The organism is Marinoscillum sp. HNIBRBA16962 (assembly GCF_057801515.1).
Window position 1 is genome coordinate 2,977,477 of record NZ_CM173603.1, and the last position, 24,493, is coordinate 3,001,969.

Consider the following 24,493-nt stretch of genomic DNA (forward strand, 5'->3'; position numbering starts at 1 on the left):
GAACGGCTTAATGCAAAAACGAACCGCAGCGGCGGACCGTCGAGTCCACGGTGGACAAAAAAATCAAGGCTGTGAATAAATTTCTATTAGAAATTTAGCGGTTCGCCGCTGCGATCAAGGCCGGTCTTAAAACCTCAAAAATTTGCAATAAATGGCTTGTTTTGAGGTAAAGGAAGTTTCTTCCATGGTTAGAAAAACCTTCATAGTAGATTGAATTAGGCTTTTTTAGTCAAAGTTGAATTATCAAGGACTGGCCTAAACAAAATACCCATAACGCTTCGGTCATGACAAGCGCGGTTGCGGTTGTCCCGATAGCTATGTCTACTCACATGGTTATTAAAAGGATGACCGAACAGCACCAAATCCGTTGACTAACTTTTCTCATACTCAATGGTTTTGATCCGCCATACGAATTGGGCTATTTTGGTTTCGACGATGGCTTCATCGCCCACTTTTTTGTGGAGTAGCGCCTGGGCCATGGGTGAGTCCATAGAAATGTAATCTTTATGCCCAATCAATTCTTCATAGCCCACGATGCGCAAGCGCTTTTTCAGTCCCTTAGCTACATTTTCGATTTCCACCCAGGCCCCAAACATGATTTTACCTTCCTGGTGGGGGTGGTACGCTATCACTTTAAATACATCAATAACCTAAGCACACCCTTAGAATCGCGTAAAGGATTCAACCCTGTATGATTAGACTAAAGCTGGAATAATTGAAAAACGCTTCCGGTACAACCGCTACAAAAATCCACCCAATCTCTTAATTTTACCCTGACAACTTTTTCGATGGACATTATAAAAGGGTTCAAATCAGGAGACAAGGGTAGTTTCGAACATATATTCAACCAGTATTTTCACCGGTTGTGTGCCTTTGGCTATCAGTACCTGAAGGATGTCCAGGTAGCCGAAGATTTGGTTCAGGATACTTTTGTGAGCTTATGGCAGAAAAGGGCTGATTTCGAAAATGAACCGGCGCTGAAATCATTTCTGTACACCACCATGCGAAACAAGTGTCTCAATCATGTCAAACACCAGCTGGTTGTTCAAAAGCATGAGCCGGCACTGGCCAGAGAACTGGAAAATGATGACGATTTTCATCGCAAGGTGATCGAAGAAGAAGTCTACGGCCAGCTTTATGCCGAAGTGATGGATTTGCCGGAAGCTGCGCAAAAGATCATGCTGCTCGTCCTGAGAGGCCTGAAGAACCGTGAGATAGCGGAGACACTTGGCATTTCTGAAAATACCGTCAAAACGCAGAAGAAGATCGCTTATGCCAAATTAAAGGCCAGAATAAAGCCGGAACTATTCTCCTTTCTGCTAACCCTCTAAATGTTTATTAAAAAATATCGGGTGGGTCTTCACCCGCTTTCAGGGAGTAGTTGTTTCAGGTTCGTAACAAGGGAATTATGAACCAGTCATTCAATATGTCAAAACTGATTGTCAAAGCACTGAGACAAGCTGCTTCTGCAGAAGAAAGAGAAATTCTGGATCGGTGGATACAGGAAAGCGAGGAAAACAGAGCGCTCTTTGACAGGCTGTCTTCTTCTCATGGATCTTTGTTGGATCATGTGGATCTATACCAACAACTGGATGCTACGTCTGCCTTTGAGCAGGTGTCAGAGAGGGCCGGAGAAACCAGGGTTGTTTCAATGAAACCCGGAAGGTACCTGAGATACGCTGCGTCGATCTTATTGCCTGTCCTGGTCTCTGCCGGGATGATTTACTATTTCATGTTCCGCACACCTGCGGACCCGCTTGCCGGGATTGATGATAAAATCTTCCCTGGCATTCAGCAAGCCACCTTAACCCTCGCAGATGGCAGTACTGTTAACCTCAAGGAGAGCGGACCTGCCAATTTGGTCAATCAGGGCACTGCGGTAGTAAAAAAGGAAAACACCGGACTGGTTTATTCGTCCGGTCCTTCCGCACCTGGTCAGAAAGGTAACAAGGAGGTCATTTACAATGAATTAACAACGCCTTTCGGAGGGCGCTATCGGGTCACCCTCTCAGACGGAACTACCGTGACCCTGAATGCAGGCTCCAATTTAAGGTACCCCGTAACTTTTAGCGACAGCACCAGAACGGTGTACCTGGCAGGTGAAGCCTATTTTGATGTGACCACCACGGGAACTCCCTTCATAGTGTCAGGTGAGCAGCAGAATATCCGGGTGCTGGGCACTCAATTCAATGTTTCGGCTTATTCCAATGAAGCGCTGATTACCACCACGCTGGTAGAGGGCAAGGTCCGGATCGAATCCGGAGAGGACCGGTTGACCCTGGATCCGGGCAAACAAGCCATCCTGAATAAAACAAAATCCACCCTGCGGATAGAAAGCGTGAACACTGCCCTTTATACTTCCTGGATAGACGGAAAATTTGAATTCAATAAAGACAATATGGACGTGGTGATCAAACGGCTATCCAGGTGGTATGATTTCGACTATGAGTTTGAAAATGACCCGGCAAAGGACTATCACTTTACCGGCAGGGTGGATTGCGAACAGCCGATCTCATCTATTCTTCAGATGCTGGAAGCCAGCGCTGACATACAATTTGAACTAAAAGAAAACATAATTATCATCAAATAAAAAATGGGAGATGCTGCCACATCTCCCATCGATTAATCAATTAAAAGACCTGTTAAAATCTTTCAACAATTAAATTTATGAAAAAAGAACTTAACTATTTGAGCCATTCCCGTTTACATGGGTTAATACGAACCTTGCTCCTGATTACAGGGTTGGTAGTTGGCATATTGCTACTTATATCGCCTGTACAGGCTCAGGATGACAAGCGCATTGACTTCCAAATCAAAGACGCAAGCCTGGAAAAGGCATTGGAAACACTCAAAGAGCAGTTGGATGTTGACCTCATTTTCAATCATGAGATGATCAGGGATGCGCCCAAAGTCAATGTGACTGTCGAGAAAAGCACGATCGAAAAAGTACTCAACCTGATTCTTGACAACTCGGGGTTTACCTATCAGAAAATCAATAACACCTTTGTCATTACCCCGGTTAAAACTACAGAAGACCCCATGCCGGAGGCACCGGGTTTGAAGCAAAACCTGAGAGGACAAATCATTGACCAGGAGTCGAGGGCACCGCTTCCGTTTGCGACCATTCAGGTGATAGATGCTGATCCCATGCGTGGTACTACATCCGATCTTGATGGCAATTTCAAGATAGAAGGACTTCCCCTGGGTCGATACAGCATAATGGTCTCGTTTGTGGGCTATGAGGATGCTTATCTGTCAGAAATTGTACTGGGCTCAGGCAAGGAGACCATTCTTACTGTCCCATTGACTGAGAGCCTTACTTCCCTGGAAGAAGTTGTAGTCACTACTGCCAATGATGAAATGCTCAATGAAATGGCCATCGTAAGTGGCAAATCTTTTGATGCCGGGGAGACCAAACGATATGCTGCCAGTCTTAGCGATCCGGCGCGTATGGCCCAGGTATTTGCAGGAGTGGCCGCTACGGATGACATATCCAATGAAATCGTGATTCGCGGCAACTCTCCCAACTGGCTGCTGTGGAAGCTGGAAGGGGTGGAAATTCCAAGTCCTAACCATTTCGCAGAGGAAGGATATTCCTCCGGAGCGATCAGCATTCTAAGCTCCAACATGCTTGGCAGCTCAGACTTCTTCACCGGGGCATTCTCGGCAGATTATGGAAATGCGCTATCCGGGGTTTTTGATTTACGACTCAGAAACGGCAACAACCAAACCTGGGAGCACACCTTCCAGGCCGGGATGCTGGGATTTGATATTGCATCCGAAGGGCCATTTAATAAAAACTATTCCGGCTCTTATCTTTTCAACTATCGCTACTCAACATTATCCGTGCTCAACAATCTGAATATTGAAGTGTCTGAAAATGCACTACCCAATTACCAGGACCTTTCATTCAAAGTGAACCTGCCGACCAAAAAGGCCGGAACGTTCTCACTCTGGGGAGTAGGCGGGATCTCGGATGTTTCGGAAAGTTATTTGCCGGATTCCACCCATGCTGACTTTGACAATGGGTATGACGACTTTACGAAAACGGGCATGTATGCCTCAGGGATCACCCACACGTATTTCCTGGATAACCAATCGTACTTCGAAACTGTGTTGTCCAGCTCTGAAAGCTATAGCTCCCAGGATTACAAAGAGATTGACGATGACGGAGAATTGAGTGATTATTTCTATGATCACCTTAATAAAAGGTCCCTTCGCCTGAGTTCATATTACAACCGCAAGCACAACAGCAGGTTAAGCACCCGGTATGGATTGATTATCAGCAGGTTAAACTACGACTACTATTCCAAAGAGGTCGATGATGACACTGGATTATGGAGAACGGAAATCAATAGCAAGGGCAAAACAAGCATGTACCAGGGATACGTCATGGCCAGGTATAAATTCAGTGACAAACTGGTGGCCACTCTGGGAGAACACTTTACGTATTTTGAATTGAACAGTGACTTTGTCACAGAACCCCGGATCGGTTTTTCCTATGAATTAAAGCCGGGACAAAAGCTAACCTTTGGTTACGGCATGCATAGCAGGCATGAAAACCTTCCTGTCTATTTTGTAGAGACTCAGGATGCTGATGGAAATGTATTCCTGCCAAACAGGAACCTGAAACTAACCAGGGCTCATCATTTCGTGCTTGGCTACTCCAAATCCTTCAATCAAAACCTGCATTTCAAAACGGAGGCGTATTACCAGCTCATCGACAGGCTACCTGTGCCCGACAACCCCAATAGCTATTACTCACCTGTTTTCGGCGGATTTGATGACGAAGATACCTTGGTCAATGCGGGAAGAGGGAGAAACTACGGGTTGGAACTGACACTCCAAAAGTCTTTCAGTGATCAATACTATTTCCTCATCACCAGCTCGCTGTTCGACTCCAGGTATCAACCAAAGGACGGGAAATGGTACAACACAAGATATAACATACAATATGTCAACAATTTTGTGGCAGGGAAAGAGTGGACCCTTAATAAAAACGGGTTATTGAACATCAACGCCAGGGTGATGTGGTCAGGCGGCAAAAGACAGCTGCCAATAGACCTGGATCAGTCCCGTGCTGATGGAGAAACGGTCTATTTAGAAAACCGTCCATGGTCCATAAAAACCAGGGATTATTTCAGGGTTGATCTGGGTTTACGCATGCATTTTTTCAAAAAGGATAAAGAACATGTCATTTCACTGGATATTCAAAATGCGACAAATCGCCTGAACACCTGGGCCCAGTATTACGATTCGGAGGCGGACAAAATAATGGATTATCCAATGGCCGGTATAATCCCCGTCCTTAGCTATCGCCTGGAGTTCTGATTACTTAACTACACCTTTTACTTAACTACTTCCTTTCAATTAAAATATTATCATGAAAAAACTGATATGGTTATCCCTATGCCTTATTTTCTTTATCACAAGCTGTGACGAAGAAGCTGTATGCCTCGTTGGGTCCGGCAAAGCCTACGTTTACGAGCTCCCTGTTGAGTCTATCCGGAAAGTTTCCCTGATGGGCCCCGTAAACCTGTCCGTCACGCAGGATTCTGTAACTTCCGTGGAAGTCGTTGCAGAGCCTGAAATGATGCAGGAACTTGAGTACTCCGGCAAACAGGGACTGCTGGAAATTGGTTTTAAAGGAAATATCGGATGTTTTGAAACCGACCATGGCGTCTGGGTTCATCTCACCACCCCGGATATCAACGAGGTGTATGTTTCCGGTTCGTCCAAAGTGGTAAGCAATGGTGAGCTCATCCTCGATGCATTCACTGTTCAAATTGATGGAAAAGGGGAGATCTCCCTTGCCGGTCATGCAGAAACACAACATATACGGGTGTCTGGCGACGGAGAGATCAGAAATGCGGAGTTTCAAAGCAGCACAACTTCGGTTGATGTAAATGGCCGTGCGGATATAGATATAGCCGTGAGCAAAGCGCTTTCTATCAAAGTACAGGGCAGCGCTACTGTGAAGTATTCAGGATCACCGGAAATCAATAAAAAGGTGGAAGGCAGCCTGAACCTGATAAATGTTGATTAGGGCGTAATTTGCCCAATGACATAGGGTTGTCACTCGTCAGGTTTAGGTTTGTCACAAGGAATAATTGACTTATAGAAATCAAAAAGAAGTTGATAAATAGAAATGCCTGACCAGGAGATAGAAACGTATTGTCCTAAAAGCCGAGCGGATTGGCGAAAATGGTTAGAAAAAAACCATCAGTCAAAGCAGTCTGTTTGGCTTGTTTGTTTTAAGTCATTCACAAAGATCCCTTCTCTTAGCTGGAGTGAAGCTGTGGATGAAGCACTTTGCTTTGGGTGGATAGATAGTACCAGGAAGACTATTGACCAGAAAAGATATATGCAATATTTCAGCAGGAGAAAACCAAATAGCACATGGTCAAAAATAAACAAAGAAAAGGTGGCCAAACTCATCCAAAACAACTTAATGGCAAAAGCAGGTTTTGACAGCATAGAAATTGCTAAACAAAATGGGACATGGTCAAAAATGGATGCTATTGAAAAATTGATTATGCCAGAAGATCTAAGGATTGCATTGAGTAAGGATAAAAGTTCGATGGAATTTTTTCAGAGCCAGCCAAAATCAATTAAAAAATCAATGCTGCATTGGGTTGTAGTTGCAAAAAGAAGTGAAACAAGAAAGAAGAGAATTGCAGAAATAGTACGATCAGCTGCTAAAGGAGTAAGACCAGATCAATTCAGATGAAAAGCGGTCGAGCGTACCGTCCGGTTTGTGAACTCGATCGACACAAAATACCAAAAAATAGCTCGCCAGGCTTAAGGTGTATCCGGAATCAAAGTAAACTACACGTTTAGTGCTCAAAAAAAGTAGTGTGGCAGAAAAAATAAAATTACTTTCGGCTTTCAAATTTATAGCCTTTCCCATGGACGTTTGTAATGCTCAGCAGGGGATCACTGCTCAGCTTCTTTCTCAGCTTAGAGATAAACATATCCAAACTGCGACCCGTGATAACCCCTTCGTTGATCCACACTTCCTCCATAAACGTTTGCCTGGGGATCAATTCACCCGGGTTTTGTGCGAGTAATTCGAGAATCCTGCATTCCTTATCCGTAAGGTCAATCACCTTGCTGCCTGATAACAATCGCTTTTTCCTCACATCAAAAAAGAAGTCCCCAAGGGCAACCACTTCTTCAGCGGCTGGCGTTATCGTTGAGTGACTGGTATGCTGTACAGGTACCAAAGGTGAGGTTTTCCCAATGCGTCCGATCAACAGCCCAAACAATATCAATGCACCACCACCGGCCAGGCCCATAAATGAAAAATCGTAAGATGGTGCGTATAAATGAGGAAAGAAGAATTCCATGGTATAACAGCCAGCTTCCTGATTTCTTCCAAGACAAGGCAGAATGCTTGCAGCATCACCGTTATTTACCTGAAAACCATAAGCCATAGCGGTATTCGAACATTCATTAACTGAAACGGTATACCCTGATGGAAAACGTCTGTCTGAAAGCAGGGATATAAGAAAATAGGATTGTGGGATTTGGTTACAGTTCAAAATAATGAAAATTATAAATCAGTGGGAATTGTTATGGGTTTGTGGCTAAAGAAAAACAATAATGGCCTGTGTTATGCCTTCGCGCCCCGGTTAATATAGCTTTGGTTTGAGGGTGGAGACTAATAGGCCTTTTTCGTCTTAATAGCAACCAATTCAATTCTTCGTACACACGAGCACTCTTTTGCCATTTTTGGCAGTAGGAGAAGTAAGGGGAATGAATGGCAAATGTGTGCTGCCTTCATTGTAATATTTCGAAAATAGTATTATGTAAATAATGAATTGAACTACCGGAATTCAAACTGCAACAAGTTCTTCTTATTATCATATAGGTATATGAAAAATACCTAAAAGTGGGTATTTAGTTTGCTGATCATTTTCAGTAAATTAGGAAAAAATCGCCTAATATGTTTCATTCCAAATTTCTTCCTAGCCTGATTCTAGCTTTCTCTGTACTAAGCTCAGCATTTAGTGTTGCTAATAACGCACCAATTGTCAATTGGAATTCCATAGAACTGAGTACAGATATGAAAACGTATCTGAAAAGCCTTGATGCATCTGATCAGTTAGAACAATGTCGAGATTGGATCAAGTATGGGGTCATTAAGAGCCTTAATTTCAGTAAAGAAACAAAGTTTCAATTACTATATGATTTTAACCCTGTTCGTTATGAGGAAATTGAATCTATTTCAGATTTTGAATATGGAGCCTATCGATACTTCCTTGCAAAGGATACACTGTTTGCCCTGTTACCTGATAATTCAGCTTTAAATACAAATTATCTCGCCAATATCGCAGATAAGTGTAGAGTTGGGCAAGGCAAAATCGTTAATAACGTACTACCTATTTACTACAAAATCGAAACAAGTCCTGAAATTCAAATTTCATTCAGAAAGGATAAAGTTATACAAGGTGAATCCTTATTTACTCCTGAATACGGATATACCGAGATGCGGGTAAGTAACGCCCAAGAGTTATCAGATTTTTTATCGAAAGTACACGATGTATCCTTTTTAAGTAAAGCCAATAATTCCATTTTGATAGGTGGCAGGTTTTACAAAAACACAGCCCCAAAAACAGTAAACCTTGAAGATATCTATGTCTTATACCAGGCGGATAATAATGCAAAAGAACAGTATTTGGAGAGGCTAGGAAAACGTGGGGTGTATAGTGAATTCATCAATCAAAAAAATGCCCTTATCCAGAAATACGGTTCCTCAATTCCAACACTCATTGACGATGAAAGAAGATTCATAGTAGAAGGAAGAGAGATCATCAGAGAGAATGAGGCTAATTATTACCGAATGTCTCCCAGCGACAGACTTCAGGTTCCTGTTGTCAGAAAAGAGATAGAGGAACAGATCGCAATCGCACAAGAGAATATTCGTTTTTTCCGAAACTTCCTGTCCTATCGTGCATACTTCAATTATTTTGTTGAAAACATAATACCTCCTGAGTCTCAGACTAACATTGGCTTCTCCCTGGATCCAACCATTCAAGAAAAAAGCATGGCGAGGGATATCACTTTCATTCTTGAAGATTCTTTAAGCTTTTCAAATTGGTTCGAGACAAAGGTCAGAAAGAAAAAAAGAGATAAAGTAATTCGTGAGCTAAAGGAAGCTAAAAGTGATGCGAGTTTAGGCAGCTATTCCAGTCAATTGAAATTTGAAAGTTCGCTTTCTACTTTCCTAAATGGTACCTATTTGAAAGATGAGCAGGACTTTGATTTGAACTCCTATGTCCAGCAAACCTCGAAAATTACTGAAGACGAAATTGAATCAGAAATCGAGTTGTACAGGCAAAGCCTATATAGCGCCTTAAGACAAAATCGGGACCAATTGATTGATATTAGAGATCAAATCTATAGCAGTACAGAATCTTCGAAAAAACTTACCTATTTCTATGCGCTTAGTCAATACTGTCAAGATAGGTTGTTTTATGATTTCAATGAGGAATTCGCAAGGAGTAGTACCTATGAAGACTATGAAAAATGGATATATAGTAAAATCGTTGCTGATGTAAGTAGCTTCTTTTTAATAGAAGACTCACTTTATTCACCCCAACTCAAGGATTCAATAACAGTTTTCCAGCAAAACCACGGCATAGAACCAAATGGAAGGATTAACAATGAGCTCATGGTTAAGCTTCTGGAGGAACACTATTTCGTTTCTATTTTGCAAACCTTCAACTACTCGAATTTACACAGTCTCCTACGTGAACTACGCCATGTCAACAGCTACCAAAAAGCGCGTTATGATGGCTATTTGCAAGGCACTGAAGTGGGTATGACCCTTTATTACACTGACCTAATGATGAAACTTTGGAGTTTTGACTATAAGCGAAGTGCACCCGTATTCATCAGTGGTTTTTATCCGGAGACCAACTACCTTATTGATGAGACTCATAAGAAAGCTGAAGAGGCAAATCCATCGACAAGAAGTTGGTTAGCCTTCGATGAAAACAGTTATAATATTCATGGGAGAAATCGAATTTACTTTGAACCTTATTGTACCAAGATATTCAATGCTTCAAGTAATGATTTGTTACCAGGGATAGAGGTAGAGGCTAACTTCACAAGCCATCGATTCGCAAGCTGGTGGAATTTGAACTATGGTGCTGTGGCTGAATATGAACCTGAATTTAGTCGGCTAAATCAAATACAAAAATGGTCTCAAATAGTTAATTGGCTCAAAGAAAATGGACTTTTTACATGGCTAGACCAATCTAACATAACAATCAAACGAAATCTTGATTTTGAAGAATGGTATCAAACAAATACTTCTCTCAAGACAAATGTTGAGATTCAGTTTTTGGACAAAAAAGTCCTTGGCGAAAAGACAGAATGTATTGACATTTTGGAGTCAAAGCCATTTGCTCCCTACTATGATGAGCTCTCCAGTTATGTTTTATCGGGTGGAGTTAGCCTGGGTAGTCGTTTAAAATTGACTGATCGTATGAAAAAGTTCGTCAACGCTCGGCTGGGAAGGAGTGGTTTCTATCGATCAAAAGTTGACCTTTCTAGTTCCTCATTCAATACATTGATCAAAACTGATGGAAAAATTGCTCGCTTAAGTACCGATGAGTTTAAAGTAACTCTTTCGAATACTAAAGTTTCACGAAGCGCAACGAAAGATGCACAATTTGGGAAAATGATGCTTGAACGTGAGATAGCTGAAAATGTCGTTTCCCAGAAAGCCAATGGTTTTGTTCACCTCGGAGAACTTAAAGCCTCACAAAAAGGAGGTACGCTTTCACTGGATATGAAGAAGAGCGATCTCACTAATATTCGGGAGCTGTTAGAAGATGTAATCGAATCCAATAGAGGTTGGTCTGCTGAAGGGGATGCCAAAATCTTCGGAAGTAACCTGGTGAAGGACGCAAAAAAACTTGGCGATGAAAATAAATACCTCGTTAAACTGAAAGAATCAGACGGCTATTTCTTCATCAGAGAAACCCCAAAACCAGCAGGTCCTATTGATGCTCCAATGGATGAAAACATCCTCCTAAGGCTATCCATGGATTCTAAAAGCTATTACGATGTTGCCCCACTCACATCAAACGAAGCATCGGCGCTATCCTCCAGATTCGAATGGATAACCATTGAGAAGAATATTTTGGGCGAAAATTCCGTGGTTTTGACAAATGGGAGATTGCCTGAGGGTAAAAAAGTAAATTTCAGTGATGGGAATACGAGTTTTGAAGCGGTAAAATCCGAAACTAATTGGGTGCTCCCGAATAAAGTAGATGGAGAAGTAAGCCAAATTATTCAAAAGTCAGACGATTTTCTCCGCAATCAGGGTGATGAGGTTTCCGGAGTAATTGTGAGTGATGATGGAAGAAGACTAGGGTTTAGTCAACAGAGAATTACCCAAGTTCAATTAGACGAAGCGAATCGCGTTCTGAATTCGCTCCCGGAAAAAGAGGTGCGAAATGTAATCTTCAACAATAACAATGAAGTGCGTTTTGTCAATGAAAATACGATGAGTATACCGGATCCAAGAGGCGGTACAAAAGTGGACGATTTTTCCTTGACAGAAATAGGCAATAAACTGGAACTGGATCCTAAGTACAAAGACCTGTGGAAATATAACCCAATTGATCCGACAGACCTTTCAAGAATGAAAAACGTTGCAGATTTCGCTACCAGTGAAAACTATTATTACTTCAATAACACACGAAACTTAAAACCGAATGAAGGTTTACTTAGTATTAATCTAAACTCTACCGAAAATATTGAGTATGTATTCAAAAGCGGAGTAAGCGATATCCCTGTATTCAAGACATCTGCTACTAAACTTGCTGAACCGCTAGAGAACTATTTGGCCGACATCCGATCCATCTTTTCAAATCGAAACTTGACAAGCTCGGATGCTGAAGTAATATTCAGAGAGAGGTCCAGACTGATTTATGATTTTTTGGTTGAATTAGAGTCAACAGGAGTTGATAGGATAATCACAAGGGGAGATTTCGGTGATCTTCAGAAGATCTATTCTTATCATGGAGGAACTAAGCTCAAAATCTTCGCTGATGACCCATATCATGTCGATACCAGTGTGTCAAATGCCAACGAAATCATAGAATTGGATTATTCATCTTCAGCATTCTTCTCCACCATTCCGCTGGAAATAAGTACTGATTACGGTCAAATAAATGACCAATTGAAACTAATCCAGGAAGCTGGATTAAACATTTCTGAAAGCATCACTACGTATGAATTCCGAGAAATGATGTATTACTCGGACTTTGATCAAATCTACTTCACCGTTCGAGGTGATGAGGATGGACTTGTATTTTCGGATAATACAATAAGCTATGAGGCGGTGGAGCAATTATTGATTAATGCCTATAAGTTTTCCGGTGAGAAAAAAGATTTTATCTACATCATTTCAAATGAGTCCGATTTGATCAGAGATCTTTTTGCCAGCAGCCAATATTTCAAACATGTATACACCAGTACCTTCTTCTTACAAGATGAATCGTCTCTATTGGCAAGCTATCAGGCTTTGAATTACTTGTTAAACCCCTACAGAGAGTCCGGCTGGGTTAAAACAAAACATTGGCAGAAAGAGATTTCGTCAATAGGGGAGGAAGGTGCAGAAAAGGCAATTGAAAGGGTAGAAGCAAAAAACGTCAGAGTCAATATTAATAAGCTTAATTCAGAAGAAAAATCAAGTTTAAGTAGCAAATTTTTAAAAAAATGGAGAAAGAAAAACGGTGCTTATCAACCAAAATCAATTAACCAGCTCTTTGAAAACTATCAAAAAGATCAGCTCGATAAGATTAAGCTTCAGCCTACAGAATTTAAATCAAAATTTAGGGCAATACCGACACTAAAATGTGAGATAATTGTTGAACCAACGTCTAACTTTAGATTTGGATGAATACATCCTCTTGCATTTTGCAAATTACTGTCCCACTTACCCGGGAGAGGTACGATTCTGATTTAAGCAAAATCAGATCTTATAATCCGTTTGCTAAAGAAAAAGACTTCCTAAAAACAGAGGTCATTCGATTAGGAGAGGGCTGGGATCGTTATGAAAAGCATGTTGCTATGAGAGCAATTGCGTCTGTTCATGACATTCATACCCAGTCTGATTGTGTAATTGACTATGATGTTACATTCGGAGACTTTCAAAAGGCAATAACAGCAACTGAACTGGAGTACATATTTTTAGTCGCACATCACTTTCAAAGGAAGGATGTCTCATATGTTGAGTTTGCAGATGGAGGTTACGCGTTTAGCAAAGTTGTTGATCTTATAAAATCCTCTGAAACACAGAAATCTGTATTCTTTTTCGTTTGTGAGAGTACCGAATTAAAGGAGATCAAAAAGAATACGGAGTATACGAATAGTTATATTAGTATTTCCCATTGGAAGATGCCATTTTATACAAGTATTCAATTTATTAAAACCTGGCTGCAATATATGGACTCTCTGGAGATGGAAGAGGCCTATGCGAAAAGTGTGAAAGAATTTCTTAACTTATAAAGAATGGATAATGCAAACTTATTAAAGGAATGGATCACGTCAAGCTCTGGCGACAAGTGGTTTTTAGATGAAGTGCGAGAGGCGCTTACTGATCAGAACTTATATAAGATTCATGAGGCTGAAATGGGAGGTGATCCCAAAGAAGTTATTCTGGACGGAATTGTCTACGATGAAGCCGGGTCTCAAAAAGCATACAATGCGATAGCCAGCACATTGGTGAGTTTGAAGCAGATTTATCAAGACAAACAATCCAGACTCACCAAGATCTACAATTTATGCCTGATTTCAATTGCAACGGCCTTGTTATTGTTAGGTATCAGTATTGCATTGGCAATTATAAATTTTCGAAATGGGGAAAGTGCAGATCTTATCACCATAATTACTTCAATATCCAGTATTGTTCCTGGGGTTTTGGGAGGAACAGCATTTTTGTTTTATTCCAAAGTGAAGAAAGAATCAGATGTGGTTGAAAATGAATTATTCAGGACTAACAAATTACTCACATCATTCAAATTCATTGATCTTATCTCTTCAGAAGAAGCAAAAAATAAAGCGTACGGTGAGATCATTGGATCACTGGGAGATACTTTGACTTGAGATTAAAACCAGTAAACCGGAATTATTTGAATAATTTGACTATGAATCACCGTTTGGGATTCTTGGTAAGCTGGTTGATGTCATCATTTTAAAGAGGTATATGACCAAACTCTTAATCAAACGGAATGAAACGATCAAAGAATTCGCTGAATCAGATAAGTGGAAGTTGGTACTACAATAGCTAAATACCCATAACGCTTCGGTCATGGCAAGCGCGGTTGCGGTTGTCCCGATAGCTAGTCCACTCACATGGTTATTAAAGGATGACTGAACATCAACAAATCCGTTGACTAACTTTTCTCATACTCAATGGTTTTGATGCGCCATACGAATTTCGCCACTTTGGTTTCAACGATCGCTTCATCGCCCACTTTTTTGTGGAGCAGCGCCTGGGCCATGGGGGAGTCCATGGAAATGTAATCTTTATGCCCAATCAATTCCTCATATCCCACGATCCGTAAGCGCTTTTTCAGTCCCTTAGCTACATTTTCGATTTCCACCCAGGCCCCAAAATTCACTTTACCTTCCTGATGAGGGTGGTATTCGATCACTTTGAAATTATCGATGCATTTGCGCAAATACAGCAAGCGCTTATCAATTTCACGAAGACGTTTTTTGTTGTAATGGTAATCTGCATTTTCAGAGCGGTCCCCCAGGCTGGCCGCCCAGGAAACTTTTCTGGTGGTTTCTGGCCGCTCCACACGCCAGAGGTGATTAATCTCTTCTTTAAGACGTTCCATTCCCTGGGGTGTAATCAACTGTGATCTCATGGTCGTTTATTGCTATTCAATGTTCGTATCAGAATATCAACGGCAAATATTTGTATAGAATCTAAGCTGTACCAGGCGTCCCCAAAAAAGATTGCGAAGAAATTCATTCAAAGGAGCGTGTTAAGTAGAATTGTTGATTAGAAGGGCAGTTTTTAACGGCAGGTAACGAATTTAGTCCGATGACAACTGAAGGCCGTGGTTTAGGTTTTTTAATTGCCGTTTTCGGATTTAGCATTTTTGGTTATGTCACTGCGACTTTTGCCTCCTATTTCATCGGTCGTGATGCCGAGGAAAAAGATGCACCTGTGGCCGGATCGAAGGAAATTGAAGAACTGAGAACAGAGATCATTGCACTTCGAAAGATGATCGAAAACCAAAAAAATTAATTAAGCAGTTCTACAGGAAAATCCGTAGCTTTTATACCCCTTGCACCAGGCACCACCTAGCAGATTTTTACCATAGGTATAATGGTACAGCCGCTAAGCTGCATTGTCAGCTTACACCGAATAATCCACGATCCTCTTCTCGAAGCAGATAGGTCACCCAACAAACACGAAAAACTATTTACTTGCAATAGTACCTGTTTTAAGCACTACTGTCTGGCCTGGATAATTCCCGGTAGCGTCATCTTCAGCTGTAATGAAAAAACCTGTTGGCTGATATGGGGTTACTGTTTTTAATGAACTCGAAAGCATACTAGAAAGCCCCGAAGTGGATGTATTCAATTGGCCAATATTATGTACTCCGCTTTGTGCGGTTTCCATCCATACCACATAAATGGTTCTAGGTGGCGTAAGTCTGCCAGGGTCAGCTAATCGTTTAACATCTAACTCGATGTTGTAATTGTTGTTATCACCTTGTTTAATCGTAATCGTACCTTCAGCTGATGGTACAATAGCAGAATTTAAAAAGGTAACTTTTTTTGCACACGCAGTAAATAAAAATATCGCCATGGTCAATAGGAAGATATTTCTTCCAATCCAATTTATTCTTGTTTTCATTGCATTGGTTAAATTATTTGGGTGTTAAGTTGCGCATTTTTACAATGTAATGGCTTATACATCTTTTAGAATAAGTTGCATACTTTACTGGTAATCATCATGGGTGATTTGATGAATCAGTCGGTGAAATGGCTATTAGGTTATTTGATTCTCTTCCCCTGTTTTAAGTAATTTAGATTCCTCGCTTACTTCTCCTTTCAGTTCGGCCATTCTGCAGCTCCGAACTTCCTGCATTTCAATCTACATTTGAAATACTAACAGAACAAATACTCTATTCCTAGATACCTTTCTTCACAGGATATGGAAGAGACTGGTCAAGTCGTAAGGATTATTCCTTCCGGATATTACTTAAAGTCAGAAAGATTCAGTACTCGAACTTTTGTATTTCTGAGCAACAATCAACTTCAGGTGGATAAGAATAATCAGAGAATTAGATATAGACTTAGTTATAATTATTTAGGACCACATGCATATCTGCCAAAACTGGTTGAGTAGATATTATGTTAAGTAGAATCCGGTTTGCGTCCAGGCGGGCTGGCCTGGCAAAATACCGGGGGCGCGGTAGGCTGTGGGTCGGAAGTGATTATTTTGTCCCGGCGGGGAACCGTCCGGCGTGGAGCGCTAGATTTTTGCATACTTTTCATGCGCCCGGCAAGGGCAATGGAAAAGGCTGCGCGCCCCGGTATGGGCCTGGTCGCTTGCGCCAAAGCTTCAGCGACGGAGCACGGCCTGAGCGACACACAGCGAACACAGATAAAAGAAAGACAACCGGTGAGCTGTTCTGATTCTGCTAAAGACATTGATGAGATTCACTAGCCGTGCGCCCGAATATCCGCTGCGCTACTTCCGGAATGACGTTAATATAGCTTTGGGTCGTGGGAGAGGGGATAAAGTTTTTTAAGGGGAGGTTTTTTCTTTATCCTTAACATTCGAGGAAGATGGGGGCACTGTTCCACGACGGCTCTTTTGGCATTTTTAGGGGTGGTTTTAGAAAGGGAATGCCAAATGCTCGCCTGACCGGACGGGCAGGTGTGCGGTTGAGGATGGGAAATCATACTTCATCGAAAAATCTAAGCCAAGATAAATAGAACATATATTCGCTTTTCGCGAACTTTTCCTCATCTTTGATGTTTTATGAAAGTACATATAATCAAATGGAAATCCATTGAAGAATTTGTTTTTGAACATGCCAGATCTAAAGTTTCGTTTGAGAAATTCAGAGAAAGTATCAAAAAAGCAGATTGGGAATCCATTAATGATGTGCAGGAAACTTTTGGAGCAGCAGACTTGATCAGCAATGACCGAATAGTTTTTAATATTGGAGGTAACAATTACCGCTTAATTTGCGGCTATTGGTTTGGACCCAAGATGGTTCATTTATATGTAAAATGGATCGGTACTCATGCTGAATACTCAAAATTATGCAAGCAAAATTTACAGTATACTGTAGACGATTTTAGTTGAAAAATAGGGAATTATGAAAGCATATACAATCATACGATCTGAAGACCAATATTGGACTTATTGCAATGATCTGGAAAAGCTGACTTCCGAATACCAGAAAAAGCCATCCGATGAGCTCGATGATCTCATTGAGACGATTACACTTTTAATAGAAAAGTATGATGAGGAGCATTCTACCATGGAGGAGCTTGATCCAATCCAACTACTAAAGTCCTTAATGGCTGATAACAAGATGAAGCAAAATGACCTTGCTGAATTGCTAAAGATTTCCAAGGGTCATGTTTCTGATATCCTCAGTTATAAAAAGGGTCTATCCAAGAATGTCATTCGCATTCTCTCTGATAGGTTTAAGGTTCGCCAGGACGCATTCAATCGTACTTACAAATTGTCCTCAGATGTCAACAAACAATACCGGAATGCCAGCCTGATGAATTCCAAAAAAGATTTGGCAAAAGCTTAGTACAACTTGCTTTAGCGAGTTATGATTTGGAAAAGGTACAACAGAATAGTGTTTGAAAATGGATCATATTAGCACAACATTTCGCGACCTCATCACTAATCATCATTGGCTCAGCATTGAGGCAGAACTGCTCAGGTTGTATCCGGATCAGAGGGCGCAGATCGATGCGTATCAAGAGGTGTACGAGCAATTACTGAGTTTAACCTCCGAAGAGTCCGGCATAGCGTCCGTCTCACAGAAGTCAATGAAGAAGACGGGAGCTACGTGGATGTAGACGGTTGTTACGCAGATGGCCGGGTAACAGTAGAGGCCTATAAAAAAATGACACCTGAAAAGCGGAAAAGAAACACTGTTTCGCTGGATGAATTATTGGATGAGTTGGACGATGAAGAAAGCTGATTTTAAGACTCTACTTACTAAACTCGTTTTACAAATTTCTTTCGTTGATCTTGTTCAGAAGGTATTCATTTTGATTAAAATACTCCTCAAAATCTTCAGGTATAGTCAGGTGCCTGTGTTCTTCATCATAAAAGTGCTTTTCAAGGCTGAAAATGATGGTCTTATAGTTATGAATTCTGAAAGAGACCGGAATTCCCAATTCCAAAGGCTTAATGACTATTTCTGCGTCACCATTCAGGTAACGCATCCATGAGTTAGTGTAATTCAGCCTGTCTATGGCCTGAAACGATTCCAGTTTGAACCCGGAAGTAAATGTCTCCAGAGTATCAAATTCTGTGGCAATAGTAACTTCCCAGGGTCCCTGGTCATAAGTTTGATGGACGAGATAAGTCCAAATTCCATTTTTCTCTGTCCATCCAATTTCCATGCCGACAGCATTTATATACCTGTTGTTGTTTTTCTCGAAAAACACTGTCAGGTCGTTTTCTGAAAGATAATTCATTCGCCAAATCTAAAAATAGAAAGTACTGCTACAGTTAACTCTCCTGAGAAAATTTTAGATTTTAAGACCAAGATGTCGACTTAACAATATTTCTCGATTCTCAATCGTTTCAAAAGCTATTTAGCATAACATTATTATTTAACGAGCGCCAGCGAGTTATATAATTTATATTATGTTAAGTAAAGTATTTTCAACCTATACCCTTATATTTCTCTATATCAGTCTCTTATGATTTGTTGTGTGAATGATCTATTCTACTTGAAGTCTCCCTCAAGCCTTGGTTTAATACCTACCAGTCAGGAAACTGCTTACTGCTTACTGCCTCTGCCTAACGACCCTTTGGCTCTTCCTGGCTCTCCCGGTAAAACCGGATCAACCGGTAGCGGATCTGCAGGTATCGGTACAGCCCCACCACCAGTATGATGGCACTGATGCTAATGGCCACATACCCGATCCACCGGATGCTCTGGAAGTCGCGCAGCTGCAAAAAAGCCAGCCCACCGAGGATCATGTACAGCGACGTGCGGATGTAAGCCAGCAGTGTGCGTTCGTTGGCCAGTTTAGTGCGCTCCAGCGCCAGGTAGTCTCGCAGGATGATCTCGTCCTGGTTGTGAAAAGCGTCTTTAAACATGCTGAGTCGTCGTAGCATAGTTACCTTTATTTTGGGCTATAAAAATACACCAATCTGCTATACCGGCCAGAAATACAGGATCAGTGGCACGGCCAGCAAGATGGTGATGATGCTCACCGGTAGTCCCATCCTGAAGTAATCACTAAACCTGTATCCGCCTGGTCCCATTACCAGCGTGTTGCTCTGGTGTCCGATGGGTGTGAGAAACGATGCGGACGCTCCCACAGCAATGGCCATCAAAAAAGGATCTACGGATAACCCCATGCCAACCCCTATCCCAATACCAATGGGCGCCATCAGGATCACCGTAGCGGCATTGTTGATCACCCCGCTCAGCAGCATAGTCACCAGTATAAGCAATCCCAGAGTGGCCCACACAGGCAACCCATCAGCAAAGAGCAGTATCTTTTCAGTCAGGAGTTCAGCGCCTCCGGAGGTTTCCAGTGCTTTTCCCACAGGAAGCATGGCTCCAAGTAGTACAATCACCGGCCAGTCAATGCTGGTATAAGTCTCCTTCACAGGTAATACTCCACTAAGCACGAGGCCTGCGGCAGCCATCGAAAAAGAAATATGTACGGGTAACCACCCCAGGATCACAACTGCAATGGAAGCTATAAACAAAGTGAGCGCAAGGGTTATTTTCTTTTTGTAACCCAATTGTAGTTTGCGTTGTGCCAGCGGCAGACATCCCATGGAGCGTATTGCCTCGTCCATGTTGAGGGTACGGCCCTGCACCATGATCACATCCCCTTTTTTAAATACAACCCGGTCCAGCCGGTCATGGATGGATTTGCCCTGCCTGGAAACGGCCAGCAGATTGATGCCATAGCGGGTCCTCATCCTCAGGCCTGCTGCGGTACGTCCGGTGATCGCTGCATTATTGACTACAATGGCTTCCATGATTGTTATGCTGTGTGAACCTTTGGCGTCTTTTCGAAATTTGCGATCACCCACTAACTCCAACCCGGTGGATTCCACAAGCGATTTCAGTGCCACGGTATCGCACTCGATAATGATGATGTCTTCAATTTGTAGCTCTTCCTGGGGATCCGGTGCATGGATCCGTCGGCTATTACGTATCAGTCCCAGTATCTGCACACCCCCTTTGGTGCTCTGTCCTAATGCCTCAATGGTCATTCCAACCACTTTGGACTTTTTGGTGACCCGCACCTCCGTAATGTAATCATCTATATGAAAAGAGTCTGCGTCCTGGTCGGGAGCCACCCGCTTTGGCAGCAGTCTCCACCCGATCAGCGCTATGAAAAGCACCCCCATTAAGGCCAACCCTAACCCCACAGGAGCAAAATCAAACATACCGAAGGAGGCACCTGTTTCATCGGCACGTAGTGAGGCAATGATGATGTTTGGTGGAGTGCCAATAAGCGTGATCATCCCTCCAAAGAGGGACGCAAAGGCAATAGGCATCAATAAGTACGATGGCGCATGATTGCTTTTTCTGGCTATGTGAAGCACTACGGGCATGATAATAGCCAGGGCTCCCACATTGTTCATAAATGCTGAGGCCACGGTTACCAGCAGCGAGAGTGTAAGTATCTGCAGGGACAGGTTGTCACCCACTTTGGCCACCCATCGGGCCAGGACTTCAATTACGCCGGAGTTTTCCAGGGCTTTTCCAATGATCAGCACCGCAGCCACGGTAATGACCGCCGGATGTCCAAAACCAGTAAATGCCTCGTCGGCAGGAATGATCCCGGACAAAACCAGGGAAAAAAGGGCCAGTAAGGCGACCACATCATGCCTTAACCTGCCCCACACAAAGAGCCCAAGGGAAGCAGCGAGCGTAAGGAAAACATAGACATGTTCCATTCAGCTATTATAGCTCAATCTGTTGGATTTCATCTGCTGTCAGTTGGGTTTTTTACAAATACCGTTAATTCCCTGAGGGCGGCTCCCCTGGTAAGGGAGCAGCAGTAGTTGTTTTATTACTATTAACGGAAAGTTTTTCTTAAATACCAAATACAACCCCCTTTTATCCCCCTTTTCTAAGGGGGAATCCTTGATTTGAAGATTATCGGATACGAAGGAAATTCTCAGTCTTCGGTTTTTGGAGCGAGTAATTTCGGATAGGCTTCTTCGAGAAGCTTCAGGGTCTCGGAGGTTTGCATGATCAGGTATGTCTCCTGCCCAAGCAATTCCCTGAAAAGCCAGAAACATTGCCGAAGTTTTGTAGCGGTTATAGACGGGTCAAAAATATCCTGGCTTGTGAAGAGTTCCCCCAGGTTTTCTGAAGTAGCTTCTACACCTATTTTCTGCAGTTGATACTGACGTCCCAGTCCGCTGGCAACCTCATAATCCAGCAATACATGTGCTTCAGTGCCCTGGAAGGTTTTCCAGGATATGTCCTGAAGATTTGGAATGCCCAGGCTGTTTGCCTGACGCCTGATCCTTTGCTGGAGAATATCGATGGTGGTTTTCCCGGAAACGTTGATGAGGTTTCTGTTCAGACTGTCCGTTAAGACAAATAGCATATCCCGGACTTCCTCGTGATACGGAGCTGCTTCTTCCAGTGCTTTCAGGTTTTGCTGTAGCTCCTGATAGACGGCTGTGATGGCTTTGTGTTCTACCGTGCGGAGTTTGTCTGTTTCGTAAACATCCGTCAGGTAAAAGGCCAGAAAGACGCTGCTGAATATAAAGATGAATTGAATGATATAATTGATCAAAGGGTGGCTCCACCCCAATACGGGAAGTTTCATAGGTCGGTTTTTTGATTTCGTTTATAAAAATAAAACGAAATACTGCAACCTGCCCTACATCACTTCAATGATGAGCTTCTGACAGGAATGCTTAACTCCGGGTGATAGCGCATCTACGTATTCCTCCCCTGTGAGTATCTTCAGTTCGTGCTTCAGCTCCGGGTATTTCTTCACAAGCCTGATGAGCTGGCGGAATGCCATGATCCGTGCAGACGATGATTTGCGAATGCTCATCCAGATCTTTACACAGGCGTCGTACAGCCATCCTTCCTGGTCATCGGTCAGGTCGCATTTCATGATCAGGTGAAAGAGTTCACGCTGGTGGCCGTCCGGACGGTCAGCGAGTTGCCGGAGCAACCGGTCCATATGTGGTGTTAGCCGGGGATCATTTTTCCCAAGTATTTCTTTCAGGACCCATGCGGATCGCCAGCCCTGAGGGTGATCCGGATTTAGTGTGATTTGAATGGTTTGCAGGAGCTCTTCGGGATTTCCCCTGAGTCTACGGACAATGGATTCTTTGTGGAACCCGTTTTTCAATATTTCAGCGATCTCACTCACAACTTTATAAAGATAGGAAGTCATTTAATTAACGTGAACTCGACATAAGCACTTTAATAAAAAAACCAAAAACGGTCATTTGGCCGGGCGTGCTCATGGGCCACTCTACGGATAATTTCTGATTTAGTCAGCTTTTTTTGTGGCAGGGTTAATAATCCTGATGGGATATATATAAATTTATTTCCGTTATTGATGAAGTTAATTTATGGAAACAACTGTCAAACCCCTCCTGCTCAAAAAACCGATTAAGATCCATGGCTATGACATAGATGTCGTTGGCATTGTGAGCAATATCGTATATGTACGGTGGTTTGAGGATCTACGAATGTATTTTCTGGATACTTATTATCCTTTTCAGGAACTGTACAGGGAGAACAGATCTCCGGTACTGACAGAAACGCAGGTGTGCTATCGGTATCCGTTGACTATTCACGATTCGCCTTTGGGGCTCGTCTGGTTGTCCTCAGTTTCCAAATCCAAATGGGAATGTTCGTTTGAGATCAGAACAGATAAGCGGCTGTATGCCAGTGGCGTACAGGGTGGCTATTTCATTGATATTGAAAGTAAGCGGCCTACCCGCATCCCGGAGAAGTTTCTGAAGCTTTATGAGGCTGCTTTTGCTGGAGGTGATTAGGGATGAAATGATAAGGCTAATTCCCTTCTGTTTTAGGACGAGTCCGTCTGATACAACCCCCTGCCCCCTTTTTTAAGGGGGAATCCCTGGATTGGCGGGTTTTGAAGGTGTTTGACGGAACAACCTCTTAAGCCGGTCTCTTACGCTAGCTGTGCCTTCGCGCCGTGCCGTCGGTAAGCCTCTGGCGGCCGATGGAAGCTTCAGCGAAGCAAGGAGCTCTAGGGGCCGTGTGGCGCTCCTGTCTCTCTTTACATTGAAGGTTGTTGGCAAAACAAACCCCTGACCCCTGGCCGGGCGCCCCTTTATTAAGGGGGAATCTCTGGATTGAAGATTATCGAATGCGAAGGAAATTCATTCTCCGTTTGCCAAGGGAACTTCTATAAATCATATTGGGAAAATGACAATCCGATACAACCCCCTAAGCCATGCACCCCTGTCTCCCTTTTTTACCTTAGGGGGAATCCCTGGATTGAAGATTATCGAATATGGGGAGGCCGGAACGGGCCCCTGCAATTGTATTCCCGACTCAACTCACTTTTACATATGACTTAGGTCATTTGGGGTTTAGGTGTTTACGATTAGATTCAGATCTGTTTATACAGCCTGGTGCTGCATGATAACATTTAACCTAAAGGAGCCTGGCTCACAAAATGATGAAAACCCGGATTATTTCTTTTTTGATGATGACCCTGCTGGCGGCCAGTACCTGTTTTTCCCAGGTTACCACTGCACAGCCGGAGCTCAGTGATGATGCTGTTTCAGATGAAGTGCTGGATGCGCTTATGCTCACGTGTTACGTTTGTCATAATCCACGGATCAGGTCCGAAAATGACATTATAGCTCCACCCCTGGTGGCTGTAAAGTATAAATACAAATCAGTATACACTCGTAAGGAAGATTTTGTAGACCGCATAGTCAGCTTTGTGATGGAGCCTACTAATGAGAAAGCGCTGCTAAGAGGTCCTGTGAAGCGCTTTGGTGTGATGCCTGAAATGCCCATGGATGAAGCACAGGTCCGGCGTATTGCATCCTATATTTATGATAATGTCATCGAGGAGCCGGCCTGGTTTCCAAAGCATTTTGAGGAGATGCATGGGGAGAAATGGCCGGGGCAACAGGGTTCCATGGATTAAATGTAAGTTTTGACAAAAAGATTAAAGGAAAACAAGGGTTTCATACAACCCCCTGTCCCCCTGGCCGGTCTCTTACTCTGAAGCTCTAGCGACAGTGTGG

24 protein-coding genes are annotated in these 24,493 nt (G+C 42.7%); 15 read left to right on the forward strand and 9 right to left on the reverse strand.

The features are described from left to right. Positions 1-371 precede the first annotated feature (371 nt). Positions 372-632, reverse strand: coding sequence for a GreA/GreB family elongation factor (locus AC3E9V_RS12450; RefSeq protein ID WP_488753529.1), 261 nt, complete (start codon positions 630-632; stop codon positions 372-374). Between the two features lie 156 nt (positions 633-788). Here AC3E9V_RS12450 and AC3E9V_RS12455 point away from each other — a divergent pair, with 156 nt between their 5' ends. The 5 genes from AC3E9V_RS12455 to AC3E9V_RS12475 all read left to right on the forward strand — a co-directional run bounded on the left by AC3E9V_RS12455 (position 789) and on the right by AC3E9V_RS12475 (position 6,730). Next, the gene (locus AC3E9V_RS12455; protein WP_488753530.1) at positions 789-1,331 is read left to right on the forward strand and encodes an RNA polymerase sigma-70 factor; all 543 of its coding nucleotides are present in this window, start codon (positions 789-791) and stop codon (positions 1,329-1,331) included. A 95-nt stretch (positions 1,332-1,426) separates the two neighbouring features. Then, a complete protein-coding gene (locus AC3E9V_RS12460; protein ID WP_488753531.1) occupies positions 1,427-2,590 on the forward strand; it encodes a FecR family protein in 1,164 nt (387 codons plus the stop codon). A 77-nt stretch (positions 2,591-2,667) separates the two neighbouring features. Further along, on the forward strand, positions 2,668-5,331 hold the full coding sequence (locus AC3E9V_RS12465) for a TonB-dependent receptor domain-containing protein (protein WP_488753532.1): 2,664 nt from the start codon (positions 2,668-2,670) through the stop codon (positions 5,329-5,331). A 52-nt stretch (positions 5,332-5,383) separates the two neighbouring features. After that, positions 5,384-6,046: a GIN domain-containing protein gene (locus AC3E9V_RS12470; RefSeq protein ID WP_488753533.1), complete on the forward strand. Its 663-nt coding sequence runs from the start codon at positions 5,384-5,386 to the stop codon at positions 6,044-6,046. A 102-nt stretch (positions 6,047-6,148) separates the two neighbouring features. Continuing rightward, positions 6,149-6,730 carry a YdeI/OmpD-associated family protein gene (locus tag AC3E9V_RS12475; RefSeq protein ID WP_488753534.1) on the forward strand — a complete coding sequence of 194 codons (582 nt, stop codon included), beginning with the start codon at positions 6,149-6,151 and terminating at the stop codon, positions 6,728-6,730. A 145-nt stretch (positions 6,731-6,875) separates the two neighbouring features. Here AC3E9V_RS12475 and AC3E9V_RS12480 read toward each other — a convergent pair whose 3' ends face one another. Next, positions 6,876-7,544 (reverse strand): winged helix-turn-helix domain-containing protein, encoded by a 669-nt coding sequence (locus AC3E9V_RS12480; protein ID WP_488753535.1) that lies wholly within the window; start codon positions 7,542-7,544, stop codon positions 6,876-6,878. 524 nt (positions 7,545-8,068) lie between these two features. Here AC3E9V_RS12480 and AC3E9V_RS12485 point away from each other — a divergent pair. From AC3E9V_RS12485 to AC3E9V_RS12495, 3 genes are read left to right on the forward strand one after another with little or no spacing between them, the layout of a single operon-like run. Next, positions 8,069-12,922, forward strand: a complete 4,854-nt coding sequence (locus AC3E9V_RS12485) for a hypothetical protein (protein WP_488753536.1) — start codon at positions 8,069-8,071, stop codon at positions 12,920-12,922. Next, a complete protein-coding gene (locus tag AC3E9V_RS12490; protein WP_488753537.1) occupies positions 12,919-13,530 on the forward strand; it encodes a hypothetical protein in 612 nt (203 codons plus the stop codon). Before AC3E9V_RS12485 ends, AC3E9V_RS12490 begins: the two co-directional genes overlap by 4 nt. A 3-nt stretch (positions 13,531-13,533) precedes the next feature. After that, the gene (locus AC3E9V_RS12495) at positions 13,534-14,127 is read left to right on the forward strand and encodes a TRADD-N-associated membrane domain-containing protein (RefSeq protein WP_488753538.1); all 594 of its coding nucleotides are present in this window, start codon (positions 13,534-13,536) and stop codon (positions 14,125-14,127) included. Positions 14,128-14,417: 290 nt separating this feature from the next. Here the strand turns inward: AC3E9V_RS12495 and greB are convergent, their stop codons facing one another. Then, positions 14,418-14,897, reverse strand: coding sequence for a transcription elongation factor GreB (gene greB, locus AC3E9V_RS12500; RefSeq protein WP_488753539.1), 480 nt, complete (start codon positions 14,895-14,897; stop codon positions 14,418-14,420). A gap of 179 nt (positions 14,898-15,076) precedes the next feature. Here greB and AC3E9V_RS12505 point away from each other — a divergent pair, with 179 nt between their 5' ends. Beyond that, positions 15,077-15,283, forward strand: coding sequence for a hypothetical protein (locus AC3E9V_RS12505; protein ID WP_488753540.1), 207 nt, complete (start codon positions 15,077-15,079; stop codon positions 15,281-15,283). A 174-nt stretch (positions 15,284-15,457) separates the two neighbouring features. Here AC3E9V_RS12505 and AC3E9V_RS12510 read toward each other — a convergent pair whose 3' ends face one another. Then, on the reverse strand, positions 15,458-15,898 hold the full coding sequence (locus AC3E9V_RS12510; RefSeq protein WP_488753541.1) for a hypothetical protein: 441 nt from the start codon (positions 15,896-15,898) through the stop codon (positions 15,458-15,460). Between the two features lie 1,134 nt (positions 15,899-17,032). On the opposite strand from AC3E9V_RS12510, the gene AC3E9V_RS12515 reads away from it, so the two are divergent. From AC3E9V_RS12515 to AC3E9V_RS12530, 4 genes are read left to right on the forward strand one after another with little or no spacing between them, the layout of a single operon-like run. After that, a complete protein-coding gene (locus tag AC3E9V_RS12515; RefSeq protein WP_488753542.1) occupies positions 17,033-17,362 on the forward strand; it encodes a type II toxin-antitoxin system HigB family toxin in 330 nt (109 codons plus the stop codon). A gap of 13 nt (positions 17,363-17,375) precedes the next feature. Further along, a complete protein-coding gene (locus AC3E9V_RS12520) occupies positions 17,376-17,822 on the forward strand; it encodes a helix-turn-helix domain-containing protein (RefSeq protein WP_488753543.1) in 447 nt (148 codons plus the stop codon). A gap of 58 nt (positions 17,823-17,880) precedes the next feature. After that, positions 17,881-18,096: a DUF6557 family protein gene (locus AC3E9V_RS12525; protein WP_488753544.1), complete on the forward strand. Its 216-nt coding sequence runs from the start codon at positions 17,881-17,883 to the stop codon at positions 18,094-18,096. Further along, positions 18,087-18,221 carry a hypothetical protein gene (locus AC3E9V_RS12530; RefSeq protein ID WP_488753545.1) on the forward strand — a complete coding sequence of 45 codons (135 nt, stop codon included), beginning with the start codon at positions 18,087-18,089 and terminating at the stop codon, positions 18,219-18,221. The genes AC3E9V_RS12525 and AC3E9V_RS12530 overlap by 10 nt, the downstream gene beginning before the upstream one ends. 28 nt (positions 18,222-18,249) lie before the next feature. Here the strand turns inward: AC3E9V_RS12530 and AC3E9V_RS12535 are convergent, their stop codons facing one another. From AC3E9V_RS12535 to AC3E9V_RS12555, 5 genes are all read right to left on the reverse strand, one after another. Continuing rightward, positions 18,250-18,723, reverse strand: coding sequence for a hypothetical protein (locus AC3E9V_RS12535; RefSeq protein ID WP_488753546.1), 474 nt, complete (start codon positions 18,721-18,723; stop codon positions 18,250-18,252). A gap of 328 nt (positions 18,724-19,051) precedes the next feature. Then, the gene (locus AC3E9V_RS12540; RefSeq protein WP_488753547.1) at positions 19,052-19,372 is read right to left on the reverse strand and encodes a DUF202 domain-containing protein; all 321 of its coding nucleotides are present in this window, start codon (positions 19,370-19,372) and stop codon (positions 19,052-19,054) included. A 39-nt stretch (positions 19,373-19,411) separates the two neighbouring features. Further along, positions 19,412-21,181 carry an SLC13 family permease gene (locus AC3E9V_RS12545; protein WP_488753548.1) on the reverse strand — a complete coding sequence of 590 codons (1,770 nt, stop codon included), beginning with the start codon at positions 21,179-21,181 and terminating at the stop codon, positions 19,412-19,414. A gap of 224 nt (positions 21,182-21,405) precedes the next feature. After that, positions 21,406-22,068 (reverse strand): hypothetical protein, encoded by a 663-nt coding sequence (locus AC3E9V_RS12550; protein ID WP_488753549.1) that lies wholly within the window; start codon positions 22,066-22,068, stop codon positions 21,406-21,408. A gap of 54 nt (positions 22,069-22,122) precedes the next feature. Beyond that, positions 22,123-22,650 (reverse strand): hypothetical protein, encoded by a 528-nt coding sequence (locus AC3E9V_RS12555; RefSeq protein ID WP_488753550.1) that lies wholly within the window; start codon positions 22,648-22,650, stop codon positions 22,123-22,125. A gap of 181 nt (positions 22,651-22,831) precedes the next feature. On the opposite strand from AC3E9V_RS12555, the gene AC3E9V_RS12560 reads away from it, so the two are divergent. Next, positions 22,832-23,260 carry an acyl-CoA thioesterase gene (locus tag AC3E9V_RS12560; protein WP_488753551.1) on the forward strand — a complete coding sequence of 143 codons (429 nt, stop codon included), beginning with the start codon at positions 22,832-22,834 and terminating at the stop codon, positions 23,258-23,260. 680 nt (positions 23,261-23,940) lie between these two features. Beyond that, positions 23,941-24,393 (forward strand): hypothetical protein, encoded by a 453-nt coding sequence (locus AC3E9V_RS12565; protein ID WP_488753552.1) that lies wholly within the window; start codon positions 23,941-23,943, stop codon positions 24,391-24,393. The last annotated feature ends 100 nt before the right edge of the window (positions 24,394-24,493 follow it).

Excerpts from the sequence above, each read along its gene's own strand:
- AC3E9V_RS12455 (WP_488753530.1), top strand. The coding sequence starts at position 789 with ATGGACATTATAAAAGGGTTCAAATCAGGAGACAAGGGTAGTTTCGAA.
- AC3E9V_RS12460 (WP_488753531.1), top strand. The coding sequence starts at position 1,427 with ATGTCAAAACTGATTGTCAAAGCACTGAGACAAGCTGCTTCTGCAGAA.
- AC3E9V_RS12465 (WP_488753532.1), top strand. The coding sequence starts at position 2,668 with ATGAAAAAAGAACTTAACTATTTGAGCCATTCCCGTTTACATGGGTTA.
- AC3E9V_RS12470 (WP_488753533.1), top strand. The coding sequence starts at position 5,384 with ATGAAAAAACTGATATGGTTATCCCTATGCCTTATTTTCTTTATCACA.
- AC3E9V_RS12475 (WP_488753534.1), top strand. The coding sequence starts at position 6,149 with ATGCCTGACCAGGAGATAGAAACGTATTGTCCTAAAAGCCGAGCGGAT.
- AC3E9V_RS12485 (WP_488753536.1), top strand. The coding sequence starts at position 8,069 with ATGAAAACGTATCTGAAAAGCCTTGATGCATCTGATCAGTTAGAACAA.
- AC3E9V_RS12490 (WP_488753537.1), top strand. The coding sequence starts at position 12,919 with ATGAATACATCCTCTTGCATTTTGCAAATTACTGTCCCACTTACCCGG.
- AC3E9V_RS12495 (WP_488753538.1), top strand. The coding sequence starts at position 13,534 with ATGGATAATGCAAACTTATTAAAGGAATGGATCACGTCAAGCTCTGGC.
- greB (WP_488753539.1), bottom strand. The coding sequence starts at position 14,897 with ATGAGATCACAGTTGATTACACCCCAGGGAATGGAACGTCTTAAAGAA.
- AC3E9V_RS12505 (WP_488753540.1), top strand. The coding sequence starts at position 15,077 with ATGACAACTGAAGGCCGTGGTTTAGGTTTTTTAATTGCCGTTTTCGGA.
- AC3E9V_RS12510 (WP_488753541.1), bottom strand. The coding sequence starts at position 15,898 with ATGAAAACAAGAATAAATTGGATTGGAAGAAATATCTTCCTATTGACC.
- AC3E9V_RS12515 (WP_488753542.1), top strand. The coding sequence starts at position 17,033 with ATGAAAGTACATATAATCAAATGGAAATCCATTGAAGAATTTGTTTTT.
- AC3E9V_RS12520 (WP_488753543.1), top strand. The coding sequence starts at position 17,376 with ATGAAAGCATATACAATCATACGATCTGAAGACCAATATTGGACTTAT.
- AC3E9V_RS12525 (WP_488753544.1), top strand. The coding sequence starts at position 17,881 with ATGGATCATATTAGCACAACATTTCGCGACCTCATCACTAATCATCAT.
- AC3E9V_RS12535 (WP_488753546.1), bottom strand. The coding sequence starts at position 18,723 with ATGAATTATCTTTCAGAAAACGACCTGACAGTGTTTTTCGAGAAAAAC.
- AC3E9V_RS12540 (WP_488753547.1), bottom strand. The coding sequence starts at position 19,372 with ATGCTACGACGACTCAGCATGTTTAAAGACGCTTTTCACAACCAGGAC.
- AC3E9V_RS12545 (WP_488753548.1), bottom strand. The coding sequence starts at position 21,181 with ATGGAACATGTCTATGTTTTCCTTACGCTCGCTGCTTCCCTTGGGCTC.
- AC3E9V_RS12550 (WP_488753549.1), bottom strand. The coding sequence starts at position 22,068 with ATGAAACTTCCCGTATTGGGGTGGAGCCACCCTTTGATCAATTATATC.
- AC3E9V_RS12555 (WP_488753550.1), bottom strand. The coding sequence starts at position 22,650 with ATGACTTCCTATCTTTATAAAGTTGTGAGTGAGATCGCTGAAATATTG.
- AC3E9V_RS12560 (WP_488753551.1), top strand. The coding sequence starts at position 22,832 with ATGGAAACAACTGTCAAACCCCTCCTGCTCAAAAAACCGATTAAGATC.
- AC3E9V_RS12565 (WP_488753552.1), top strand. The coding sequence starts at position 23,941 with ATGATGACCCTGCTGGCGGCCAGTACCTGTTTTTCCCAGGTTACCACT.